The sequence below is a fragment of the Burkholderia sp. BCC1996 genome (genome assembly GCF_905339955.1).
Taxonomy (GTDB): Bacteria; Pseudomonadota; Gammaproteobacteria; order Burkholderiales; family Burkholderiaceae; genus Burkholderia.
The window spans coordinates 89,210-109,697 of the sequence record NZ_CAJPHM010000007.1 but is presented as its reverse complement, the minus strand read 5'-3'; the positions used below and the strand labels follow the sequence as shown (position 1 = coordinate 109,697).

Sequence of the window (20,488 nt, the reverse complement as noted above, 5' to 3'; positions counted from 1 at the left end):
GCTTTCTCCTGGTGTGGCGGGCATCGTCACCCGCCGACGATCGAGCCGCCGTTCGGATGCAAGGTCTGTCCCGTCATGTAGCTCGCGCCGTCCGACGCGAGCAGCACATAGCAGCCGATCAGCTCGTCCGGTTGCCCCGGCCGCTTGAGCGGCACGTTCGAGCCGAACGTCGCGACCTGTTCGGCGGTGAAGGTCGACGGGATCAGCGGCGTCCAGATCGGCCCCGGTGCGACGGCGTTCACGCGAATGTCGCGCTCGGCCAGCTCGATCGACAGCGAACGCGTGAACGCGACGATCGCGCCCTTGGTCGCCGAGTAGTCGGGCAGCTTCGGGCTGCCGTGATACGCGGTCACCGACGCGGTGTTGACGATGCGCCCGCCCGCTTTCATGTGCGGCAGCGCGGCCTGCGTGCAGAAGAACATGCCGTACACGTTCGTGCGGAACGTGCGCTCGAGCTGTTCCTCGGTCACGTCCTCGATGCCCGGCTGCGGGTGCTGTTCGCCCGCGTTGTTGACCAGCACGTCGAGGCGCCCCAGCCGCTCGACCGTACGCGCGACGGCGTCGCGCGCCTGCCGGCGGTCGCCGACGTCGCAAGCGATGGCCTCGCAGCGCCGCCCCGTCTGCTCGATCAAGCGCTTCGTGTGCGCGGCATCGTCGGATTCGTTCAGGTAGACGATCGCGACGTCCGCGCCCTCCTTCGCGAAACCGATCGCGACCGCGCGGCCGATCCCGCTGTCGCCGCCCGTCACGAGCGCGACCTTGCCGGCGAGCCTGCCGCTGCCGACGTAGTCGGCCGCCTCGTCGCGCGGCTTCGGATGCATGTCCCGCTCGGTGCCCGGCTGCCGGGCCTGTTCCTGGGGTGGCAGGGTCTTTGCCGTCGTCATGGGTTCCTCCTTGAACGGGTGTCGGCGAGACGTCGCAAGCGGCATGCCGCGCGGCGGCCCGGCCCGGTGCACGCGCGATGCCCGCGCGCCGCGCGCCGCGTTGCAAGCGCGTGCAGAAACGGCATGCTCAGCGCGGCGTGCCCTGCGTGGTGCCGTCCGGCCGGCGCACCGGATCGAAGTCGCGCCATTCGCCGTCCTGCCAGTCGCCTTCGACACGTTCGATCGCTTGCGCGCCGGTCGCACGCAGCACGTCTTCCGCGGTGGCCGCGGTCGTCGACGTCACGCGCGCGGCCAGGATCACGCCGGTTTCGGTCTTCGCGAGCGCGCCCTTGCCTTCGGCCTGCTCGCCGCGCATCCGGCCGAGCGCGCCGCCGAACGCACCGAGATAGGCACCGGCGAGCGCACCGGCGGCCGGCACGAACCAGTAGCGCACGCCGAACGCATAGACGATCAGCCCGACGATCGCGCCGATCAGCAGCCCGCGCAGCGCGCCGACCAGCGCGCCGCGCCCGCCGGGCTTCGCGGCCGTATCGGCATACACGTCGCCGCCGATCGGAAAACGCGCGTGCTGGCCGCCCGGGTTCAGGAAGAAGATCGACACGTCGTCCGGGCCGAACGCGCGCTCGTAAAGGTGGCGCGCCCCACCTTCCGCTTCATCGAACGTCGTGAAGCGGCCTGCGACGATCATCGCCATGGTCGTGCTCCTCGTGGCCGTAAGGTGCCGCGCACGCGAGCGCGGGCGCGACGCGACGCGGGTGCGCTCACATCAGCCGCCCGAGTTCCTTGGATACCGATGCCGGCGTGCCGTATTCGCGATCGGGGATCTGCCTGAGCATGTCGAGTACGCGCGGGTCGGCATGCGAGCGCTCCGCGCACTGGACCACCTGCGCCTTGCTCGCCGGATAGTCCATCCCCTTCAGCGCCTTCTGCACGTCGACCGGGCTCGGCGCCTTGCCGTGCCCGCTCTGGTGGCCGCCCTTGTCGTGATCCTGCTGCTCGCGCTCGCCTTCATGCGCGCGCGCGTGGCTGTATTCGTGGCCCGTATGTTGTCGGGATGACATGGAAACCTCCTTCGATTGAAAAACGGAAAGGCACGCCATTACGTCGGGCTGCGCCGCGACCGCGCGAACGCGGCCACCATCAGCGCCGCCGCGCCCAGCGCGACCGCGCCCGCGACCTTCGGCCGCTGCACCACCGCGTTGTATGCGCAAGCGCGCAGCACGGGCCCGTCCATCCCTTCGCGCTCGTGCAGCGCATGGCGGGACTCGTATAGCGCGTTGTCGTCGCGCGGCCGCGCGGGGCGCACCGTGCGCTGGCCGCGCGAGAACAGCGTGGCCGCGATGCGATCGAACAGGCGCGGCGCGTGATACGCGCCGGCCGACGTGAGCTTCGCGGCACCGCCGACGAACAGCGCGCGGCGCGGGTGCGCCGCCGCGAACAGGATCGCGTCGGCGACGAGCTCCGGGTCGTAGATCGGCGGCGGCAGCCGCGCCTCGACGTTCATGTAGTTCTTCGCGTGCATCACGAACATCGTGTCGATCGCGGCCGGCTTGATCAGCGTGACGGACACCGGCAGGCAATCGGACTCGAGTTCGAGGCGCAGCGAATCGGTGAAACCCTTCACCGCGTGCTTCGATGCCGCATACGCGCTCTGCAGCGGCACCGGCGCGTCGGACGCCTCGCTGCCCATGTTGATGATCGCGCCGCCGTGGAAATCGCTCTTGCGCCGGAAATGATCCGACGCGACAAGCGAGCCATGCACGACACCCCAGTAGTTGGTGTCGAACAGCCGGCGCTGATCCTCGAGCGGCACCGCCGCCGCCGTGCCGAAGATCGACACGCCCGCGTTGTTGACCCAGGTGTCGAAGCCGCCATAGGTATCGGCCGCCGTCGCAGCCGCGCGCTGCAGGTCCTCGAGAATGCCGACGTCGCCGGCGACCGGCACCGCGAGGCCGCCGTGCTGGCGGATTTCGTCGCACAGCGTGTTCAGCGCGTCCGCGTTGCGCGCGAACAGCACCAGCTTCGCCCCGCGCCGTGCCGCCTTGCGCGCGGTGACGAGGCCGATGCCGCTGGTGGCGCCCGTGATCACGATCGTCTGCTCGCCGACCGGTTTGAGCATGCAGTTCATCACTGGACTCCTTCTGCGGGGCCGGTTATTTCGGGCGGATGGTCAGCTGGTCGCGCACGTCCTGCACGCCGTCGATCTGCCTGACGACACCGACGGCCTGCGTGCGCTGCTGCTCGTCCGGCACGCTGCCGGTCAGCATCACGACGCCGTGACGCGTCTTCACGTGAATGTCGCCGGCCGACAGGCCGCTCGTGCCGACCAGCTCGGCCTTCGCCTTGGTCGTGATGGTCGCGTCGCGGATCTTCGTGCCGGTGCTCGAATGCGTCATCGACGACGATGACGATGACGACATGGATGACGATGCCGAGCCGTCGTCTCCGGCGGCGAACACGTTCGGCGCGACGGCGATACAGGCGGTGGCCGCGGCGATCGCGACCGCCATGCCGAGACGGCTGGCGGGATGACGGCGGAATCGCGGTGCGCGGGCTTGCAGCGGGAATACCTTCATCGTGACCTCCTATCGTGAGGCCGGCGTGGCCGGCGGACGTCCGGGTGTCGCAAATCGCGTGCCGCGCGCAACCGGCCGCATCCCCGCGCGGCCCGCCGATCGGACGCCCTTTCATCCAACCCGTTGTAATTTTTTCGGCACCTGGGCCGGGCATGCCCCCCGCAAAGTGACGGGCATGGCGATTGCCGCAGAGGGACGCAACGGGGCTCGCCGGCGCGGGCCCCGACCTCGGGAGCACTACCATGCAAAGAATCGCGTTGATCAGTGAACATGCGTCACCGCTGGGGGTGATCGGCGGCGTGGACGCGGGCGGCCAGAACATCTACGTCGCGAACGTCGCGAAACAGCTGGCCGAGCGCGACCTCGACGTCGACGTCTACACCCGCTGCGACGATCCGCACCTGCCGGAAGTCGTGCAGATCGGCCCGCGCATGCGCGTGATCCACGTGCCGGCCGGGCCGCCCGCCGCCGTGCCGAAGGAACGGCTGCTGCCGTACATGGGTGCGTTCGCGGACTACATGACCGCGCGCATGCGGCGCGAGCCCGACCCGGTCGACGTGATGCACGCGAACTTCTTCATGTCGGGCGAGGCCGCGCTGCGCGTGAAGCAGCGTCTCGGGATCCCGCTCGTCATGACGTTCCATGCGCTCGGCCGCGTGCGCCGGCTGCATCAGGGCGCGGCCGACGGCTTCCCCGACGAACGCTTCGCGATCGAGGACACGCTCGCGCGCCGCTCGGACCGGCTGATCGCCGAGTGCCCGCAGGATGCGCTCGACCTGACCACGCACTATCGCGCCGATGCCGCGCGCATCGAGATCGTGCCCTGCGGGTTCGATGCGGGTGAATTCCGGCCGGTGCCGCGCGTCGATGCGCGTGCGCGGCTCGGCTGGCCCCACGATGCGTTCGTCGTGCTGCAGCTCGGGCGGCTCGTGCCGCGCAAGGGCATCGACACCGTGATCGACGCGCTCGCGCGGATGCCACGTGACCCGAACCGGCCGACGCGGCTCTACATCGTCGGCGGCAGCCACGCGACGCCCGACCCGGCGCGCGATCCGGAACTCGCACGCCTCGCCGCGCTCGCGCACGACGCCGGCATCGCGGAACGCGTGACGTTCGTGGGCCGGCGCGAGCGCGACGCGCTGCACCTGTACTACAGCGCGGCGGACGTCTTCGTGACGACGCCGTGGTACGAGCCGTTCGGCATCACGCCGGTCGAGGCGATGGCATGTGCCGCGCCGGTGATCGGCAGCGACGTCGGCGGCATCCGCACGACGGTCGACGACGGCGTCACCGGCTACCTGGTGCCGCCGCGCGACCCGGCCGCGCTCGCCGGGCGGCTCGTGCAGCTGCGCGCGCAACCGGCGCTGTGCGATGCGCTCGGCCGGGCCGGTTATCTGCGCGCCCACCGCTTCTACACATGGCGCGGCGTGACCGACCGCCTCGTCGACATCTACCGCGACGTCGCGCATCCGCAACGTGCCGGCACGGCGGCCGGCAGCCGCCGCACGCCCGTCGCGACCACGCCGGGCGTACTCGCCCACCGCAAGGAGAATGCATGATGAAGGGCTACGATCGCAAACGGGTACTCGTCACCGGCGGCGCCGGGTTTCTCGGTTCGCATCTGTGCGAACGCCTCGTGACGGCCGGGCACGACGTGCTGTGCGTCGACAATTTCTACACGGGCGCGAAGGACAACATCGCGCACCTGCGCGATGCGCCGAACTTCGAGCTGATGCGGCACGACGTGACGTTTCCGCTGTACGTCGAGGTCGATGAAATCTACAACCTCGCATGCCCGGCGTCCCCCGTGCACTATCAACGCGACCCGGTGCAGACGACCAAGACCAGCGTGCATGGCGCGATCAACCTGCTCGGCCTCGCGAAGCGCGTGAAGGCGCGCATCCTGCAGGCATCGACGAGCGAAGTGTACGGCGACCCCGACGTGCATCCGCAGGACGAGCGCTACTGCGGCCGCGTGAACCCGATCGGCATCCGCGCGTGCTACGACGAAGGCAAGCGCTGCGCGGAAACGCTGTTCATGGACTATCACCGCCAGTACGGCGTCGACGTGCGGATCGCGCGGATCTTCAACACGTACGGGCCGCGCATGCATCCGGCCGACGGGCGCGTCGTGTCGAACTTCATCACGCAGGCGCTGGCCGGCGAAGCGTTGACCGTCTACGGCGACGGCAGGCAGACGCGCTCGTTCTGCTATGTCGACGACATGGTCGATGCGCTGATCCGGCTGATGGACGAGCCCGGCGACGCCTGCGAGCCGGTGAACCTCGGCAGCGACGACGAGATCGCGATGATCGACGTGGCGCGCGAGGTCGTGCGGATCGTCGGCGCGACGGTCGCGATCGAGTTCCGTCCGTTGCCGTCCGACGATCCGCGTCAGCGCCGGCCCGATCTCGACGCCGCGCACCGGCGCCTCGGCTGGCGCGCGACGACGCCGCTCGCGAGCGGGCTCGCGCATACCGCGCGGTATTTCATCCATCGGCAGGTCGCGAATCACACGCCGGGCGATCTCGTGCGCAGCACGCGGATCGCGTCGCACATGCTCGCGCAGATCAGCACACGGAACCGACCGGGGGCGGCGACGTGAACGGCACGACGTGACACGACGCTGCGTCGTCGCGCGCCCGGGGCGACGGTCGTCGCGTATCCGCCGCGTATCACCCGTCGCGCGTCGTCACGCGCGCGATGCGGCGGGCCAGCTCGCGCACGTCGACCGGCTTGCACAGATAACCGTCGAAGCCCGCTTCGAGCGCGCGGCGTTCGTCGCCGAGGCCCGCGTGCGCGGTGACCGCGAGCACGCGCAGGTTGGGCGGGCTGCCGCCGTTCGCGCCGCCGCGGCGCAATGCATCGAGCAGCCAGAAGCCGTCGCCGTCGGACATCGCCAGATCGGACAGCACGACGGTCGGCTTCACCTCCGCGACGATGGCGAGCGCGTCACGGCCCGACGACGCGACCGCGACGACCGCACCGAGCGTCGCCAGCGCGGCGGTCAGGCTCGCACGCGTGGTCGGGTCGTCGTCGACGATCAGGATGCGCTGCGACTCGAGCATCGGCGTACCGCGCGCGACGTCGTCCGGCGTGACGCTCCACGCCATCGCCCCCGCCGGCTGCCAGCCGGCCGGCAACGTCACGGTGAACGTGGCGCCGCGATTGCGGCCCGGGCTTGCGACGCTGACCGTGCCGCCGTGCAGCTCGGCGATATGCCGCACGATCGACAGGCCGAGCCCGAGCCCGCGCCGCGACGAGGCAGGCGACTCTTCCGCGCGGCGGAACATGTCGAACACGTACGGGATAAAATCCGGCGCGATGCCTTGCCCGGTATCGGCGACGGTCAGCATCGCGTGCCCGGCGTCGCGCGACAGCGTGACCGTCACCGCGCCGCCGGCCGGCGTGAATTTCAGCGCGTTCGACACGAGGTTCGACAGCATCTGCCGCAAGCGCTCCGCGTCGCCCGACACCACGCATGCGGACGTGGCGCAGTCGAATTCGAGCGCGATGCCGGCCGACGACGCGGCCGTCTGGAACGTCCCCGTCGCATCGGCGAACAGCCGCACCACGTCCACCGGCATCGAATCGATCCGCAGCTTGCCGGTCGCGAGCGACGATGCGTCGAGGATGTCGCCGACCATGCGCGTGAGCGAACGCGCGCTGCGATCGATCGCGTCGATCGCCTGCTGCTGCAATCCGTCTTCGCGCGAATTGCGCAGCACCTCGACCCAGCCGTAGATCACATTCAGCGGCGTGCGCAGTTCGTGCGACACGGTCGCGAGCAATTCGTCCTTCAGGCGGTTCGACGTATCGGCCTGGTCGCGCGCGTCGCGCGCGCCCTGCAACGAGCGGTGCGCGCGCAGGTCGCGGCGGCGCTGCGCGCCGGTCTCGCGCAGCGTCATCGACAGCGCGACGCTGGCGCGCAGGTCGCCGCGCACCGGGCATGCGGACACCGTTGCGCGAAAGCGCCGGCCGTCGCGGCGCACGCACAGCAGCTCGAGCGGGCCGACCGGTTCGTGCATCGCGTCGAACGTTTCGGCCAACGGATTGCGCTGCAGCCAGCGCATCGCGACGAGCGATTCGAACGGGCGCCCGTAGGCCTCGGACTCGTCGTACCCGAAGATCCGCTGCGCGGCCGGGTTCCAGCTGACGATGCGGCCCTCGCCGTCGACGCCGACGATCGCGTCCGGCGATGCCTCGACGACCGCGAGCTGCAGCCGCGACTTGTCGGCGCGCGCGCGCGCCACGCCGGCATCGCAGAACAGCAGCACCGCGCCGCCGATGTTGCCGTCCGCATCGGCGATCGGCGCCGCCGCCTCGGCGATCGGCACCGGCGTGCTGCCGGCGGCGCCGTGCAGCCAGTGCCGGTCGGACAACGCATGCACGCCGCCGAGCGCCCGCTCGAGCGGCGTCGCCTGCACGCGCCGGCCGTCGTGATCGAACAGGCGCAGCACGTCGCGCACGGGCCGGCCCGTCGCCTCGTCCACGCCGCAGCCTGCCAGCTCGGCCGCCACCGCATTCAGGTAAGTCACCCGGCCTTTTCCGTCGGTCGCGATCACACCGTGCGGCAGCGACTGCAGCACGGCTTCGAGCTGCCGCCGCGCGACCGCGTCACGCCGGCGCGCGACGTCGTTCGTGAGCCGCGCGTGGTGCAGCATCGCCGCGCCCGCGCAGACCAGCATGCCAACCAGCAGGAAGACGAAGAGCTGCACGAGCCGGGCCGACAGCGGCCCGGTGTACGCGGCCGGATCGGACAGGAACAGCGTCCAGATCAGCAGCCCGCTGACCACGGTCGACACGATCCCGAACAGGAACGACGTCACCCAGGCCGCGCCGGCCAGCATCGGGTAGTACAGGATCAGCGACAGGTTCACGCCGCCGAAGCGGATCGCCAGCGCCTGCAGCACGGTGGCGATCGCGACGAACATCACGGCGGTTGCGTAATTTCCGACCTGCGGCCGTGCAAATTCAAACATCGGACACGCTCCTGCCGCCCCACCGGCGGCAGCCGGCCACGCGCAGCCGGACGGGCACGTCACCTGCTCGGCCGCCTGTGCTGACCTGGGAGACCTTCATACCATGACCGCTCCGACACGCTGGCTCGTCGTCTCGCCGCACCTCGACGACGCCGTATTCAGTTGCGGGCAGCTGCTCGCGCAGGCACCGGGCTCGGTCGTCGTCACGGTGTTCGCGGGCATTCCGGAACACGGTACGGCCGCGCCGCCGTGGGACCGTCGCGCGGGATTCCGCACGGCCGACGACGCGATGCGCACGCGCCGCGACGAGGACCGTCATGCGCTCGCGCTGCTCGATGCGCGGCCCGTCTGGCTCGACTTCCTCGACGACCAGTACGGCACGCCGGCCGCGTCGGCGGCAATCGCCGCGCGCGTGGCCGACGTGATCGACGCGCACCCGGGCTTCGGCGTGCTGGCGCCGGCCGGCCTGTTCCATCGCGATCACCTGCAGGTTCAGCAGGCCGTGCTGGCGCTGCTGCGCGATCACGACCGGGCCGGCGACGCAGCGCGCGTGTGGCGCTTCTACGAGGATGTGCCGTACCGGCGGATCGACGGGTTGATGGCCCGGCGCGTGACCGGCTGGCGCGAGCACGGCTGGATCGGCCGCCCGGTCGGCGCGCCGGCCGGCAACGGCATGGACACGGCGGCAGCGAAGGCCGCCGCCGTCGCCGCGTATGCGAGCCAGATTGCGCTGTTGGAGCCTCATATGCGTGCCGATCTCCGTGAACCCGAAACATACTGGCGGCTCGAATGCGACGGCACGTCCGCGTGACGCCCGCGCGTGTCGTGCTGCCGCCGCGCGAACCACGCGTGACCGCGGTGGTGCTGACCTGCCGGCGCTCGCTGGAGCTCGCGCGCACGCTGGCGCGGCTCTCCGCGCTGCCCGACCGGCCGGCGATCGTCGTCGTCGACAACGGCTCGGACGACGCGACCGCGGCGCTCATGCACAGCCGCTTTCCTCATGCGACGCTGGTGCATGCGCCGGCCAATCTCGGGGCCGCCGGCCGCAATCTCGGCGCGGCCGTCGCCCGCACGCGCCACGTCGCGTTCTGCGACGACGACACGTGGTGGGCGCCCGGCTCGCTCGCCGAAGCCGCGAACCTGCTCGATGCGTACCCGCATGTCGCGGCCGTCACCGCGCGCGTGCTGGTCGGCCCCGACCGGCGCGAAGACCCGACCTGCCGGCTGATGGCCGACAGCCCGCTCGATGCGCCCGTCGCGCTGCCGGGCCGCCCGATCCTCGGGCTCTTGGCCGGCGCGAGCGCATTCCGGCGCGACGCGTTCGTTGCCGCGGGCGGCTATCATCCGCGCTACTTCCTCGGCGGCGAGGAAGCGCTGCTCGCGCTCGACCTGTATCGCGCGGGCGCGTGGCTCGTCTATGCACCGCGTCTGACGGTTCATCATTACCCTTCGAAGCAACGCGACGTGCAGACGCGTGCGAGCGTGTCCGCCCGCAACGCGGTGTGGACCGCGTGGCTCAGATGGCCGGCCCGCGCCGCGCTCGCGCATACCGTCCGCATGCTGCCGCGCCTGTGGCGCGAACGCGGCATCGTGCCCGCCTTCGCGGGCCTGCCGTGGATCCTGCGCGAACGGTGCGCGCTGCCGCCGCACGTCGAACGCATGCGCCGCCGGCTCGACGACGACGCGCGTCGCCGCGCGGGCGGGCGCGCATGAGCGCGCCCGGCACGACATCAGGAGTCCGGTTTTTCCGCTTCGTCTTCCAGTTGCGCGAGCCGGTTGTAGATCGTCTTCAGGCTCACGTCCAGCACTTCGGCCGCCTGCGCCTTCACGCCGCCGCATTTCGCGATCGTGCCGAGAATCAGCTTGCGGTCGACTTCCTCGAGCGGCGTGCCGAACGGCACCGTCACGCGATCCTCGTGCGCGTCGACCATGTTCGACAGTTCGTCCATGATCGGCGGCGGCAGCGTGTCGATCACGTCCGCGTCGGCGAAGATGCTCGCGCGCTGCACGAAGTTGCGCAGCTCGCGCACGTTGCCGGGCCATGCGTAGGACTTCAGCGCTTCGCGCGCGGCGGGCGCAAAGCGCAGATTGCGGCCGCTTTCCTCGTTGTAGTGCTGCAGGAACGCGTCGGCGAGCATCGGGATGTCGTCGCCGCGCTCGCTCAGCGACGGCAGCGGAATCGGGAACACGTTGATCCGGTGATAGAGGTCGGGCCGCAGCTTGCCGTCGGCCATCGCGGCTTCCGGATCGCGGTTGGTCGCCGCGACGATGCGCACGTCGACGTCGATCTCGCGCGTCGAGCCGAGCCGCGTGAGCCGCCCGGTTTCCAGCACGCGCAGCAGCTTGACCTGGGATTCGACCGGCATCTCGGTGATTTCGTCGAGGAACAGCGTGCCGCCGTCCGCGCGTTCGAAGAAGCCCTTGTGCTGCCGCTCGGCGCCGGTGAAGCTGCCGCGGTCGTGGCCGAACATCTCGCTCTCGACGAGATTCGCGGCGATCGCGCCGCAGTTCACCGCGAGGAACGGGCCGCGGCGGCGCAGGCTCAGGTCGTGCACCGTCTGCGCGGCGAGTTCCTTGCCGGTGCCCGACTCGCCGGTGAGCAGCACCGACGCCTCGGTGCGCGCGACGCGGCCGATCGCATCGTAGACGGCCTGCATCGCGGGCGAGCTGCCGAGCATCCGGCCGAAGCGGCCGAGACGCTTCAGTTCGGAGCGCAGTTCGGCGATTTCCTCATGCAGTGCGGTGGTGCGCGGCACGCGCGCGAAGATGCTGTTCAGCCGCTGCATGTTGATCGGCTTCACCAGATAGTCGGTCGCGCCGCGCCGCAATGCGTCGATCGCGGTTTCGAGGCTCGCGTGACCGGTGGTCAGCACCATTTCGCAATGCGCGCGCTTCGGCAACGCGTCGAACAGATCCATGCCGTTGCCGTCCGGCAGCACGAGATCGCACAACACGAGATCGGGAGTGTGCGTCGAGACGAGCGTGCGCGCTTCTTCGAGCGTCGCGGCCGTGTCGCATGCAAGCTGCTGCGCTTGCGCGAGGGTCGCGAGCATCGTTCGCGTATCGGCGTCGTCTTCGACGATCAGGACATAAGGCATCGAAGCTCCTGGTGGGTGCGGCTCGGGCGCAAGGCGTCGGCCGAAACCGCGGCGGGCGTGCGATGCGGGGTACGACGCCGGAACCCGGCGGCACATCCGCACCGCACACGAATGAGCAAATTAGCTGTCCTGCAGTGACAAACGCGTGCTTGGAAGTATAGAAGAAGTGCGTCGTGCCTTCGCCGATCATCGAATAAATCTATCTGTCGTCGACCACCGCATTGCCAGATTCAATCCGGCGAAACGGGCATAAAAGGTATGCTTTCCACATGAAAAAATGATGCGTGGCGGTCATTTTTTCACCTGCTCCTCGACGGTTTCGGTCAATACTTCCAACTCGATACACTCATGTCGAAATCCGACGATGACGGCGCGCGGCTGTTCGGCCGCTCGCCAACGATTCAAGACCTGCTGCTGAAGGTAGCGCGTGTCGCCGCGACGCGCGTCAGCGTCCTGGTGGTCGGCGAGAGCGGCGCCGGCAAGGACATCGTCGCGCGGCTCATCCACGACATGAGCCCGCGCCGGCGCGGGCCGTTCGTGCCCGTCAACTGCGGGGCGATTCCGAAGGACATCGCGGAATCCCATTTGTTCGGACATGAAAAAGGCAGCTTCACCGGCGCGATCGCGCAACATGTGGGCATGTTCGAAGCCGCGCGCGGCGGCACGCTGTTTCTCGACGAAATCGCGGAAATGCCGGCGGAATTGCAGGTGAAACTGCTGCGCACGCTGGAGACGAACACGATCGTGCGCGTCGGCGGTCACGAAGCGATTCCGCTCGACGTGCGGATCGTCGCGGCCACCCATCACGATCCGGTCGAGGCCGTGCGCAGCGGCCGGCTGCGCGAGGATCTGTTCTACCGGATCGCGACGATCGCGCTGCACGTGCCCGCGCTGCGGCAGCGCGAGGACGACGTCGGCGACATCGCGCTGCAGATCGTCGAGCGGCTGAATGCGCGGCATCGCACGCGCAAGCGTCTGTCGCTGCAGGCGATGAAGGCGCTGCGCGCCTATACGTGGCCCGGCAACGTGCGCGAGCTGCGCAACGCGCTGGAGCGCGCGTTCATTCTCGCCGACGAGCAGATCGAACTGCAGCTGCCGCGCCGCCAGCCGCCGCGCGAGGAGGTACGTCACAACGCGATGACGCTCCATATCGGCACGACGCTCGCGCATACGCAGCAGCGCTTCATCGTCGCGTCGCTGCGCCATTTCAACGGCGACAAGCCGCGCACCGCGAAGGCGCTCGGCATCAGCCTGAAGACGCTGTACAACCGGCTCGCGCTGTTGCCCGAACACGAGCGCAACGCGGCGAGCGGCGCGGCTGCGCCGACGCCCGCCGCGAGCAGCGCAAGCGGCGCCAGCGGCACCGCCGGTGCCGACGGTGCGGCCGGCAGCCCGAGCGCCGGTATGCCGCCGGGCGCAACGAACCCGTAAGCGGGCCGCGACGGCAGCCGCCCGGTCTACGCCGCGACGTCGCACAACGCGCTGTCCCACTCGCGCACGAACCGCTCGATCCCGAACCGCTCGCACGCGTCGCGCTTCGCCGCCGCGCCCCACTCGCGCGCGAGATCCGGATCGCGGAGCAGCATGCGCATCGCGTCGATCAACACGGCAGGCCGCGTATCGGCGACCCCGTTGCAGCCGCTCCTCACGAGCTGCGCCATCTCCGTCGTTGCGAGCGCAACGATCGGCAGCCCGATCATCATCGCCTCGATCACCGCGAGCCCGAGGCTCGTGTAGCGGATCGGATTGAAGAAGAAGCGGTAGTGCGACAGGAACTGCGGCAGCGCCGGATTCGGCACCTCGCCGATGCCGCCGAGTTCGGCCGAGCCCATTCCGACCAGATCGAGCGGCACGCTGTGACGCACGGTCTCGAACAGGTCCGCGCCGAGACGCCGCCCGCGTCGCGCGAGGTGGTTCACGACCGTCACGCCCTTGGGCAGCGTGCCGCGATACTCGACACCGTCGGGCAGCAGCACGCCGTGCTCGATCACGCGCGTCGGCGTGACGCCGCTGTCCCACATCAGCGCGTTGAACGGCGTCACGTGCACCAGCAACACGTTCGGGTCCTGCACGGGGTGCAGCGTGTCGGTCGGGTGCTCGCGCGGCGGATCGTGTTCGACGAACAGCGCCGGCAGCGCACGCTGCGCGTCGCTCAGGAGCCGCAACCGGTCGTGCGCGTAGTGATTGTGATGCTGGTACAGCACGCAGTCGAACTCGGTGTCGCGCACGCACTCGACGGGCACCTCGTACACGTTGTCGCCCCACGGCAGGTGCCCGACCCGACCCGCGTAACCGGGCGGATGCTGCGGCTTCGTCACGATGTAGAAATCGTGCGGCGCCTGCGACAGGTAATACAGATAGTTGCCATGCACGTGCCAGGTGAGCACGCGCAAGCGCTTACGTGACATGACGTCTCTCCTCCGCGAGCAGCTTGCCCGCCCGCTCCATCACGTCGTCGACGCCGATCGCCGTCGCGCACTCGTGCCCGTACGGGCAGGTGTCGAACGCGCACGGCCGGCAAGCCGGATAGTGCGCGAGCACGCGATGGCGTTCGGCGTCGAGCGGCGCCCAGCGGACCGTGTCGCTGCCGCACGCGACGACGATGCTCGGCGTGCCGAACGCCGCCGCGACATGCGACACGCCCGTGTCGTTGCACAGCACGAGCCGCGCGCGGCCGATCAGCGCGGCCAGCGCGCCGAGCGGCGTGCGCCCGCACAGGTTCACGCACGGCCGCGCGAGATGTTCGACGAACGCGCCGGCCAGCGCGAGTTCCGCGCGCGTGCCGGTCAATACGATCTGCCAGCCGTCGTCCGCGAGCTGCCGTGCCGCGCTCGCGAAACGCTCGACCGGCCAGCGCCGCGACGCCATCCGCGCGCCCGGATGAACGATCACGTAGCGGCCCGGATCGAGCGCATGCTCGTCGCACAGCACGTGCCATAGCGCGTAGTCGAGGCCGCCCAGCGGAAATTCCAGGTAGTCGCCCCAGTCCGGATAGCCGAGCTTGCGGGTCAGCGCCAGGTAGCGCGTGACCTCGGGCTCGCCGTCGCGCCACACGAGTTCACAGTCGAGCGCGGTCGTGCCGCCGTCGGGCGGCACGAAACCGGCGGTGCGCGTCGCACCGAGCGACGCGACGATCGCGTTGGTCTGCACGCCGCTGCCGTGCAGCTGGATCGCGAGATCGAAGTCGCGCGCGCGGCATTCCGCGACGAACGCCTCGCGCGCGGCCGGCTCGGCGTCCGGCTGCTCGCCGAGGCCCGGCGCGCCGGGAAACGCGATGAAGCTGTCGATGTAGTCCGAGAAGCGCGATGCGAACTCGCGCGCCCACGGCAAGCCGATCAGCGTGATGCGCGCATCCGGCTCGCCGCGCCGCAGCGCGCGCAGCGCCGGCACCGCGCACAGCATGTCGCCGAGCTGCAGCGCGCGGAACACCGCGATGCGCATCGGACCGGACGACGAAACGGATTCGAGCATCATAGGAAGAACACCCGGAAGTGGAGCGCACCGCGCACGCGCCAGTACAGCGACACGGGCGGAATCGCGATCGACGTGACGATCATCTCGGCGACATGCGACGGCGTGAGCCGCGTGCCGCGCAGCCGCTTCGCGCAGAATGCGGCCGTGATCACGGCCCAGGCCGCCGCGCACGCGATGCCCGGCACGCGCCATCCGGCCGCGAAACAGCCGAGCGCGCCGAGCGCGAACAACACGGCCGCGTAGTAATTCCACGGCGGCATCGCGCGGATATGACGCCGGTAGGTCGCGCGATGCTTCTTGTACAGCAGCGCGTCGAAATACACCTTCGACTGCTGGCCGATGCTCGCGCCCCAGCGCGCGGGACGCACCGGATGCACGATCCGCGCGGCATCGACGCCGACGATCGGCCCCGCGTGCTCGCGCAGCGCGAACATCAGGTCGGCGTCCTCGCGCCATGCGCGCGTGAAGCGCTCGTCGAACCCGCCTACGCGCTCCAGCGCCGCGCGCCGCACGAAGCAGTTCGCGGTCGCGAATTCCGCATGCGCGAGGCCGGCCGCGTCGCGCTCGTGGTCGGTCGGGCGCGCTCGCAGCGGCACGTCGATGCGCCCGGCCGCGGCCGCCGCCGACGGTTCGGCCAGCAGCGCGGCCGCGCCGTGGCGCAGCCAGGTCGGATCGGGAATCGTGTCGTCGTCGGTGAACGCGATCAGCGCGCCGCGCGCGCTGCGCCAGCCGATGTTGCGCGCGCCCGCCGGCCCCTGCGTATCGGGCGCGGTCATGTAGCGGATCACCGGCACGTCGGTCATGCGCGCACGACACGCGTCGACGGTTTCCCAGGCGCTGCCGGCCGGGTCGTCGTCGACGACGACGATCTCGTAGGTGGTCGGATCGAACACCTGCGCGCACAGCGCGTCGAGGCAGCGTTCGAGCAGGCGGGGCCGCCGGTACGTCGGCACGACGACCGACACGACCGGCGGCAGTTGCGTGTCGCGCATGTTCATCTCGGCTTCTCCAGCAGGAACGAACCGATCACGAGCGCGTCGAGCGGCGAAGTCCAGAAGCACTCGAGCGCGTCGCGCGGCGTGCAGACGATCGGTTCGCCGCGCGTGTTGAACGACGTGTTGACGAGCACCGGCACGCCGGTCAGCGCGTCGAACTCGGACAGCAGCGCATGCAGCAGCGGATGCTGGTGTGCGTCGACGGTCTGCACGCGCGCGGTGCCGTCGATGTGGCGCACCGCCGGAATCGTCGCCTCGGCGCCGGGCGCGATGTCGTACACGAACAGCATGAACGGCGCGCGCAGCGGCGTGCGCCGCCCGCCGTTGAACCAGTGGTGTGCATGGCTTTCGAGCACGACCGGCGCAACCGGCCGGAAGTCCTCGCGATCCTTGATCCGGTTCAGCTTGCGCTGCATGTCCGGATCGATCGGCGATGCGAGGATCGAGCGCGCACCGAGCGCGCGCGGCCCGAACTCCATGCGGCCCTGGAACCAGCCGATCACGCGGTTTGCCGCGAGCAGCGCGGCCGTCTGGCTGGCGACGTCCGCGAGCCGCCGGTACGGCAGCCGCGCTTCCTTCAGGAACGCCTCGATCGCATCGTCGCCGTACGACGGCCCGAGATACGCGTGATCCATCCGCCAGTCGCCGCGCATCCCGCGCATCCGGAAATCGGTCCACAGCGCGGCGCCGAGCGCGGTGCCCGCGTCGCCTGCCGCCGGTTGCACCCACACGTCGTCGAACGGGCCGCGATCGCGGATCTTCGCGTTCATCACGCAGTTCAGCGCGACGCCGCCCGCCATCGCCAGTTGCTGCTCGCCGCTCTCGGCCGCGAGCCAGTCGACCGCCTGCAGCGTCGTTTCCTCGAGCACCAGCTGCAGCGCATGCGCGATGTCGCAGTGATGCGGCTCGATCGGTCCGCCGCGCTCGCGCGGCGCGCCGAACAGCGCGACGAGATCGCCGTCGGCAACCTCGTAGCGCCCGTCGCCGTGGTAGCTCACCAGCTTGCGCATCGCGTCCGCGAACACCGGCTTGCCGTACGACGCGAGCGCCATCACCTTGTACTCGTCCGACGAATGCAGGAAGCCGAGGTAGCGCGTCACGCGCTCGTACAGCAGGCCGAGCGAATGCGGCAGGTTGACCTGGCCGAGCCGCCGGTACGACTGGCCGTCGAACACGCCGTAGCTCGTCGTCGCGCGTTCGCCGCGCCCGTCCATCGTCATCACCGCGCAGTGCTCGTACGGCGCCGCGAGAAACGCGCTCGCCTCGTGCGCGAGATGGTGCTCGATGAAATGCCAGCGAAACGGCCCGTCGTGCGCGACGCCGCGAAAGCGCCGCTGCAGGTGGTGCGGCGCGCCGCCCGCGAGCTGGCGCGGCGCGTTCACGATCGACGACAGGAACAACGGATGCCACGGCGATGCGCCGTCGGCACGCCGCGCATGCGCGGACGGTGCGAGCGGCAGCGTCAGCTCGGGCGCGTCGCCGTGACGGTCCAGTTCGAGCCACGGATCGTACGAATACGCGACATGGTCGACGTCCGCGAGCGTGATGCCCGCTTCCGCCAGACAATAGTCGATCGCGTGATACGGCAGCTCCCAAGTCGAGAACGGCACGGGCCGCTTCGCGTGCTTCACGTGCGTGAAGCGTTCGTCCTCGGCCGCCGCGATCACCGCGCCGTCGCGCACGAGGCACGCGGCGCTGTCGTGAAAGGCGGCATTGATGCCGAGCGTATAGGTCGGAGCAGGCATGCGTCAGGTCCTCGTGATGACTTGCGCGAACGGAATCACGTTCGACACGCTCGACGCGTTCGCCGCGACCGGCTCGGCAGCGTGCAACGTGGCGCGCGCGGCCGCGTGTTGCGCATGGCGCGCGCTGCGGCGCAACAAGCCGTGCGTCGCCTCGACGACATCGTCGACGCTCACGCCGAGCAGGCACGGATGGCCGGGCTGGTTGCAGACGCTGCGGTAGCAGTTGCGGCACGGTACGTCGACGTTCAACGCGCGGTGCGGCACACGCCACGGCGTGTGCTGCGGATTGGTCAGCGCGTACAGATCGACGACCGGCGTGCCGAGCGCGGCCGCGAGATGCACGGGGCCGCTGTTGTTCGTCAGCAGCAGGTCGGCCGTCTCGATCAGCGCGCCGAGCTCGCCGAGCGGCAGCACGCCGGCGAGCGGCACGGCGCGCGGCCCCGCGCGTTCGCACACGGCATCGACGAGCGCGCGCTCGTCGGCGCCGCCCGTCACCGCGATGCCGTCGAACAGCGGCGCGAGCCGCGCGGCCACGTCGCCGAAGCGCTCGGCCGGCCAGCGCCGCGACGCCGCGCTCGCGCCCGGATGCACGACCAGCCAGCGCGTGTGCGCCGGCGCCGGCCGGCGCGGGCCGCCGATGCGCAGCAGCGCCGCGCGCAAGCGCGAGTGCAGCGCGCGTCGCGCCGCATCGCCCGGCTCGAACGCCATGCGCCAGTCGCACGTCTTCGCGCCGATCGCGCGGACCAGCGCAAGCTGGCGCGCGACTTCGTGGCGCACGCGCGAATCGGGCTCGGTCTCGGGCACGCGATCGGTCAGCAGTTCGTAGGGGTTCTCGCGGCAATGCGCGAGCCGCAGCGGGATGCCCGCGAGCCAGCACATCATCGCGGCCGGCAACGGACTCTGGCTGTATACGGTGAAGATCACGGCCGCGTCGAAACGGCCGGCCAGCAGCCGGTCGATCATGTCGAGATCGACGACCGGATCGCCGCGCACGTCCGGATGCTTGACCCACGGCGCGTCGTACGTCCACACGTCGTCGACCATCGGCAGGTGTTTCGCCAGCGCGGCGCCGGTGCGCGACGTCAGCAGCGTGAGCCGGCGGCCGCGCCCGCTCTCCTTCAGCGCGCGCAGCGCGGGAGTCGTCATCAGCACGTCGCCGAGGCTGTCGAGGCGCACGCACAGAATGCGCCGCGCGCGATCCCAGGCGGCGCTCATCGCCGCACCCACGAGCCGTGGCGGCGCACGGCCTCGCGCGCGACGAGGTCGGCGGCGAGGTCGAGCCGGTCGACCACATGGTGCGGCGTGCGCGCGGCATCGAGCCGCCATTGCGTCTCGTTGCCGCGGTCGACGAGTATCGTGCCGCAGCGCGCGGCGCGGCCGGCCTCGACGTCGTCGAGAATGTCGCCGATCATCCAGCTCCACTCGGCGACCGCGCCGAGCGTGGCGATCGCGCGGCGCACCATCCCCGGGCGCGGCTTGCGGCAGATGCAGTCGCAGGTGTAGCGCGGCACGCTGCCCGCCGGGTGATGCGGGCAATAAAAAAAGTCCGCCAGCACCGCGCCGTTCGCTTCGAACAATTCGGCGAGACGCTGACGGACCGCGCCAAGCTTCGATTCGGCAAAGTAGCCGAGCGCGACGCCCGGCTGGTTCGACACGACCGCGATCGGCATGCCGGTCGCGCCGAGCGTGCGCAATGCGCGCGCGGCGCCCGGCGCAAGCTGCATCCGCGCGGGGTCGACGTTGTACGGCAGGTCCTCCAGCAGCGTGCCGTCCTTGTCGAGCAGCACCGCGCCGGGCAGCCGTCGCGCGCGACTCACGGCCATGACGTCTCCTTCATCGGCAGCACCATCAGTTCCGGCACGACGGTGCCCGGCGGCTGCGTCAGCACGAAACGCACGGCCGCCGCGACGTGTTCCGGCGGCTGCAGCGTGTCCACGTCGATGTCGGGGAAGCGATCGAGCAGGAACGGCGTGCGCATCCCGCCCGCGACGATCGCCGACACGCTCACGCCGGCCGGCCGAAGCTCCGCATGCAGCGCATGCGACAACCCGAGCAGTCCCCACTTCGTCGCGTGATACGCGGACGCATTCGGCCATGCGCGCTTCGATGCGGTCGACGCGATGTTGACGATGTGGCCGCTGCCGCGGGCCTTCATCATCGGCACGGCCGCGTGGCACATCAGGTACGGGCCGAACAGGTTGGTCATCATCACCTGCTGCCAGGCGGCGACGCTGACGTCGTCGATCGGCGCGGTCACGTCGATCGCCGCGTTGTTGACGATCACGTCGACGTCGCCGAGCGCCTCGCGCGCGTCGTGCATGACCTGCAGCACCGACGCCTCGTCGCGCACGTCGAGCGGCCGTCCGACCGCGCGGCCGCCATGTCGCTCGAGGCGCTGCGCGACGGCCGCCGCGCGATCGCCGTCGAGATCGGCAACGATCACGTGTGCGCCGTGTTGCGCCAGTTCCTCGCAGATGGCCTCGCCCAGGCCGCGGCCGCCGCCCGTCACGAGCGCGGTGCGACCGGCGAGCGACGCTCGCGCTGGATCGTGAGTCGCGTTCAACATGCACCTCCTGTAAGCGTCCGGAATATCGAGGCGTTGACACTTGTCGTGACAAACGTCGTACCAGAGGTACAGCGAAAACCGTGCCATTGCGCGAACGCCCGCGCCACATCGCGCTCCCCCCGCGCGCCCGCTGGCTTTTTTATAACCGGCTGTAAAAACGGGCCCGCT

The 20,488-nt window shown here is 70.4% G+C and carries 19 protein-coding genes; 5 read left to right on the top strand and 14 right to left on the bottom strand.

Annotated elements, in window-relative coordinates; translation table 11 throughout:
* Positions 1-26: 26 nt before the first annotated feature.
* The 5 genes from U4Z64_RS12265 to U4Z64_RS12245 all read right to left on the bottom strand — a co-directional run bounded on the left by U4Z64_RS12265 (position 27) and on the right by U4Z64_RS12245 (position 3,460).
* Positions 27-884 (bottom strand): SDR family oxidoreductase, encoded by an 858-nt coding sequence (locus U4Z64_RS12265; RefSeq protein ID WP_321820099.1) that lies wholly within the window; start codon positions 882-884, stop codon positions 27-29.
* Between the two features lie 127 nt (positions 885-1,011).
* Entirely contained in the window at positions 1,012-1,578 is a 567-nt protein-coding gene (locus U4Z64_RS12260) for a hypothetical protein (protein WP_124485785.1), read from the bottom strand.
* A gap of 67 nt (positions 1,579-1,645) precedes the next feature.
* Entirely contained in the window at positions 1,646-1,945 is a 300-nt protein-coding gene (locus U4Z64_RS12255) for a DUF2795 domain-containing protein (RefSeq protein ID WP_321820098.1), read from the bottom strand.
* A gap of 38 nt (positions 1,946-1,983) precedes the next feature.
* On the bottom strand, positions 1,984-3,012 hold the full coding sequence (locus tag U4Z64_RS12250; RefSeq protein WP_321820097.1) for an SDR family oxidoreductase: 1,029 nt from the start codon (positions 3,010-3,012) through the stop codon (positions 1,984-1,986).
* 25 nt (positions 3,013-3,037) lie between these two features.
* Positions 3,038-3,460: a BON domain-containing protein gene (locus U4Z64_RS12245; RefSeq protein WP_044843364.1), complete on the bottom strand. Its 423-nt coding sequence runs from the start codon at positions 3,458-3,460 to the stop codon at positions 3,038-3,040.
* 242 nt (positions 3,461-3,702) lie between these two features.
* Between U4Z64_RS12245 and U4Z64_RS12240 the strand changes: the two genes are divergently transcribed.
* Together U4Z64_RS12240 and U4Z64_RS12235 are read left to right on the top strand one after the other, a co-directional pair.
* Positions 3,703-5,019: a glycosyltransferase family 4 protein gene (locus tag U4Z64_RS12240; protein WP_044843363.1), complete on the top strand. Its 1,317-nt coding sequence runs from the start codon at positions 3,703-3,705 to the stop codon at positions 5,017-5,019.
* Positions 5,019-6,065: a UDP-glucuronic acid decarboxylase family protein gene (locus U4Z64_RS12235; protein ID WP_044843362.1), complete on the top strand. Its 1,047-nt coding sequence runs from the start codon at positions 5,019-5,021 to the stop codon at positions 6,063-6,065. Before U4Z64_RS12240 ends, U4Z64_RS12235 begins: the two co-directional genes overlap by 1 nt.
* A 70-nt stretch (positions 6,066-6,135) precedes the next feature.
* On the opposite strand, the gene U4Z64_RS12230 is transcribed toward U4Z64_RS12235, so the two are convergent.
* A complete protein-coding gene (locus U4Z64_RS12230; RefSeq protein WP_321820096.1) occupies positions 6,136-8,442 on the bottom strand; it encodes an ATP-binding protein in 2,307 nt (768 codons plus the stop codon).
* Positions 8,443-8,545: 103 nt separating this feature from the next.
* Between U4Z64_RS12230 and U4Z64_RS12225 the strand changes: the two genes are divergently transcribed.
* Positions 8,546-9,253, top strand: coding sequence for a PIG-L deacetylase family protein (locus tag U4Z64_RS12225; protein WP_321820095.1), 708 nt, complete (start codon positions 8,546-8,548; stop codon positions 9,251-9,253).
* Positions 9,232-10,155: a glycosyltransferase family 2 protein gene (locus tag U4Z64_RS12220; protein WP_044843359.1), complete on the top strand. Its 924-nt coding sequence runs from the start codon at positions 9,232-9,234 to the stop codon at positions 10,153-10,155. Before U4Z64_RS12225 ends, U4Z64_RS12220 begins: the two co-directional genes overlap by 22 nt.
* Before the next feature lie 17 nt (positions 10,156-10,172).
* Here U4Z64_RS12220 and U4Z64_RS12215 read toward each other — a convergent pair whose 3' ends face one another.
* Positions 10,173-11,540 (bottom strand): sigma-54-dependent transcriptional regulator, encoded by a 1,368-nt coding sequence (locus U4Z64_RS12215; RefSeq protein ID WP_044843358.1) that lies wholly within the window; start codon positions 11,538-11,540, stop codon positions 10,173-10,175.
* A 348-nt stretch (positions 11,541-11,888) separates the two neighbouring features.
* Here U4Z64_RS12215 and U4Z64_RS12210 point away from each other — a divergent pair, with 348 nt between their 5' ends.
* A complete protein-coding gene (locus U4Z64_RS12210) occupies positions 11,889-12,971 on the top strand; it encodes a sigma-54 dependent transcriptional regulator (protein WP_321820094.1) in 1,083 nt (360 codons plus the stop codon).
* Between the two features lie 26 nt (positions 12,972-12,997).
* Here the strand turns inward: U4Z64_RS12210 and U4Z64_RS12205 are convergent, their stop codons facing one another.
* Genes U4Z64_RS12205 through U4Z64_RS12175 form a run of 7 tightly spaced genes read right to left on the bottom strand, consistent with a single transcriptional unit; the run spans position 12,998 to position 20,320 of the window.
* A complete protein-coding gene (locus tag U4Z64_RS12205; protein WP_124521681.1) occupies positions 12,998-13,948 on the bottom strand; it encodes a glycosyltransferase in 951 nt (316 codons plus the stop codon).
* Positions 13,938-15,014 (bottom strand): glycosyltransferase family 9 protein, encoded by a 1,077-nt coding sequence (locus tag U4Z64_RS12200; protein WP_321820093.1) that lies wholly within the window; start codon positions 15,012-15,014, stop codon positions 13,938-13,940. Before U4Z64_RS12200 ends, U4Z64_RS12205 begins: the two co-directional genes overlap by 11 nt.
* A complete protein-coding gene (locus U4Z64_RS12195; RefSeq protein WP_124485777.1) occupies positions 15,011-16,012 on the bottom strand; it encodes a glycosyltransferase family 2 protein in 1,002 nt (333 codons plus the stop codon). Before U4Z64_RS12195 ends, U4Z64_RS12200 begins: the two co-directional genes overlap by 4 nt.
* A complete protein-coding gene (locus U4Z64_RS12190; RefSeq protein ID WP_321820092.1) occupies positions 16,009-17,754 on the bottom strand; it encodes a carbamoyltransferase in 1,746 nt (581 codons plus the stop codon). The genes U4Z64_RS12195 and U4Z64_RS12190 overlap by 4 nt, the downstream gene beginning before the upstream one ends.
* 3 nt (positions 17,755-17,757) lie before the next feature.
* Complete coding sequence (locus tag U4Z64_RS12185; protein ID WP_124528768.1) at positions 17,758-18,969, bottom strand: glycosyltransferase family 9 protein; 1,212 nt, start codon at positions 18,967-18,969, stop codon at positions 17,758-17,760.
* Positions 18,966-19,577: a D-glycero-alpha-D-manno-heptose-1,7-bisphosphate 7-phosphatase gene (locus U4Z64_RS12180; protein WP_044848165.1), complete on the bottom strand. Its 612-nt coding sequence runs from the start codon at positions 19,575-19,577 to the stop codon at positions 18,966-18,968. The genes U4Z64_RS12185 and U4Z64_RS12180 overlap by 4 nt, the downstream gene beginning before the upstream one ends.
* Complete coding sequence (locus U4Z64_RS12175; protein WP_124485774.1) at positions 19,568-20,320, bottom strand: SDR family oxidoreductase; 753 nt, start codon at positions 20,318-20,320, stop codon at positions 19,568-19,570. The genes U4Z64_RS12180 and U4Z64_RS12175 overlap by 10 nt, the downstream gene beginning before the upstream one ends.
* Positions 20,321-20,488: the final 168 nt, after the last annotated feature.

What these genes read in the sequence shown, in the direction of transcription:
- U4Z64_RS12175 (WP_124485774.1), bottom strand. Translation starts at nt 20,320, where the DNA reads ATGTTGAACGCGACTCACGATCCAGCGCGAGCGTCGCTCGCCGGTCGC.
- U4Z64_RS12185 (WP_124528768.1), bottom strand. Translation starts at nt 18,969, where the DNA reads ATGAGCGCCGCCTGGGATCGCGCGCGGCGCATTCTGTGCGTGCGCCTC.
- U4Z64_RS12265 (WP_321820099.1), bottom strand. Translation starts at nt 884, where the DNA reads ATGACGACGGCAAAGACCCTGCCACCCCAGGAACAGGCCCGGCAGCCG.
- U4Z64_RS12240 (WP_044843363.1), top strand. Translation starts at nt 3,703, where the DNA reads ATGCAAAGAATCGCGTTGATCAGTGAACATGCGTCACCGCTGGGGGTG.
- U4Z64_RS12195 (WP_124485777.1), bottom strand. Translation starts at nt 16,012, where the DNA reads ATGAACATGCGCGACACGCAACTGCCGCCGGTCGTGTCGGTCGTCGTG.
- U4Z64_RS12220 (WP_044843359.1), top strand. Translation starts at nt 9,232, where the DNA reads ATGCGACGGCACGTCCGCGTGACGCCCGCGCGTGTCGTGCTGCCGCCG.
- U4Z64_RS12225 (WP_321820095.1), top strand. Translation starts at nt 8,546, where the DNA reads ATGACCGCTCCGACACGCTGGCTCGTCGTCTCGCCGCACCTCGACGAC.
- U4Z64_RS12245 (WP_044843364.1), bottom strand. Translation starts at nt 3,460, where the DNA reads ATGAAGGTATTCCCGCTGCAAGCCCGCGCACCGCGATTCCGCCGTCAT.
- U4Z64_RS12210 (WP_321820094.1), top strand. Translation starts at nt 11,889, where the DNA reads ATGTCGAAATCCGACGATGACGGCGCGCGGCTGTTCGGCCGCTCGCCA.
- U4Z64_RS12235 (WP_044843362.1), top strand. Translation starts at nt 5,019, where the DNA reads ATGAAGGGCTACGATCGCAAACGGGTACTCGTCACCGGCGGCGCCGGG.
- U4Z64_RS12255 (WP_321820098.1), bottom strand. Translation starts at nt 1,945, where the DNA reads ATGTCATCCCGACAACATACGGGCCACGAATACAGCCACGCGCGCGCG.
- U4Z64_RS12230 (WP_321820096.1), bottom strand. Translation starts at nt 8,442, where the DNA reads ATGTTTGAATTTGCACGGCCGCAGGTCGGAAATTACGCAACCGCCGTG.
- U4Z64_RS12190 (WP_321820092.1), bottom strand. Translation starts at nt 17,754, where the DNA reads ATGCCTGCTCCGACCTATACGCTCGGCATCAATGCCGCCTTTCACGAC.
- U4Z64_RS12205 (WP_124521681.1), bottom strand. Translation starts at nt 13,948, where the DNA reads ATGTCACGTAAGCGCTTGCGCGTGCTCACCTGGCACGTGCATGGCAAC.
- U4Z64_RS12215 (WP_044843358.1), bottom strand. Translation starts at nt 11,540, where the DNA reads ATGCCTTATGTCCTGATCGTCGAAGACGACGCCGATACGCGAACGATG.
- U4Z64_RS12180 (WP_044848165.1), bottom strand. Translation starts at nt 19,577, where the DNA reads ATGGCCGTGAGTCGCGCGCGACGGCTGCCCGGCGCGGTGCTGCTCGAC.
- U4Z64_RS12260 (WP_124485785.1), bottom strand. Translation starts at nt 1,578, where the DNA reads ATGGCGATGATCGTCGCAGGCCGCTTCACGACGTTCGATGAAGCGGAA.
- U4Z64_RS12200 (WP_321820093.1), bottom strand. Translation starts at nt 15,014, where the DNA reads ATGATGCTCGAATCCGTTTCGTCGTCCGGTCCGATGCGCATCGCGGTG.
- U4Z64_RS12250 (WP_321820097.1), bottom strand. Translation starts at nt 3,012, where the DNA reads ATGAACTGCATGCTCAAACCGGTCGGCGAGCAGACGATCGTGATCACG.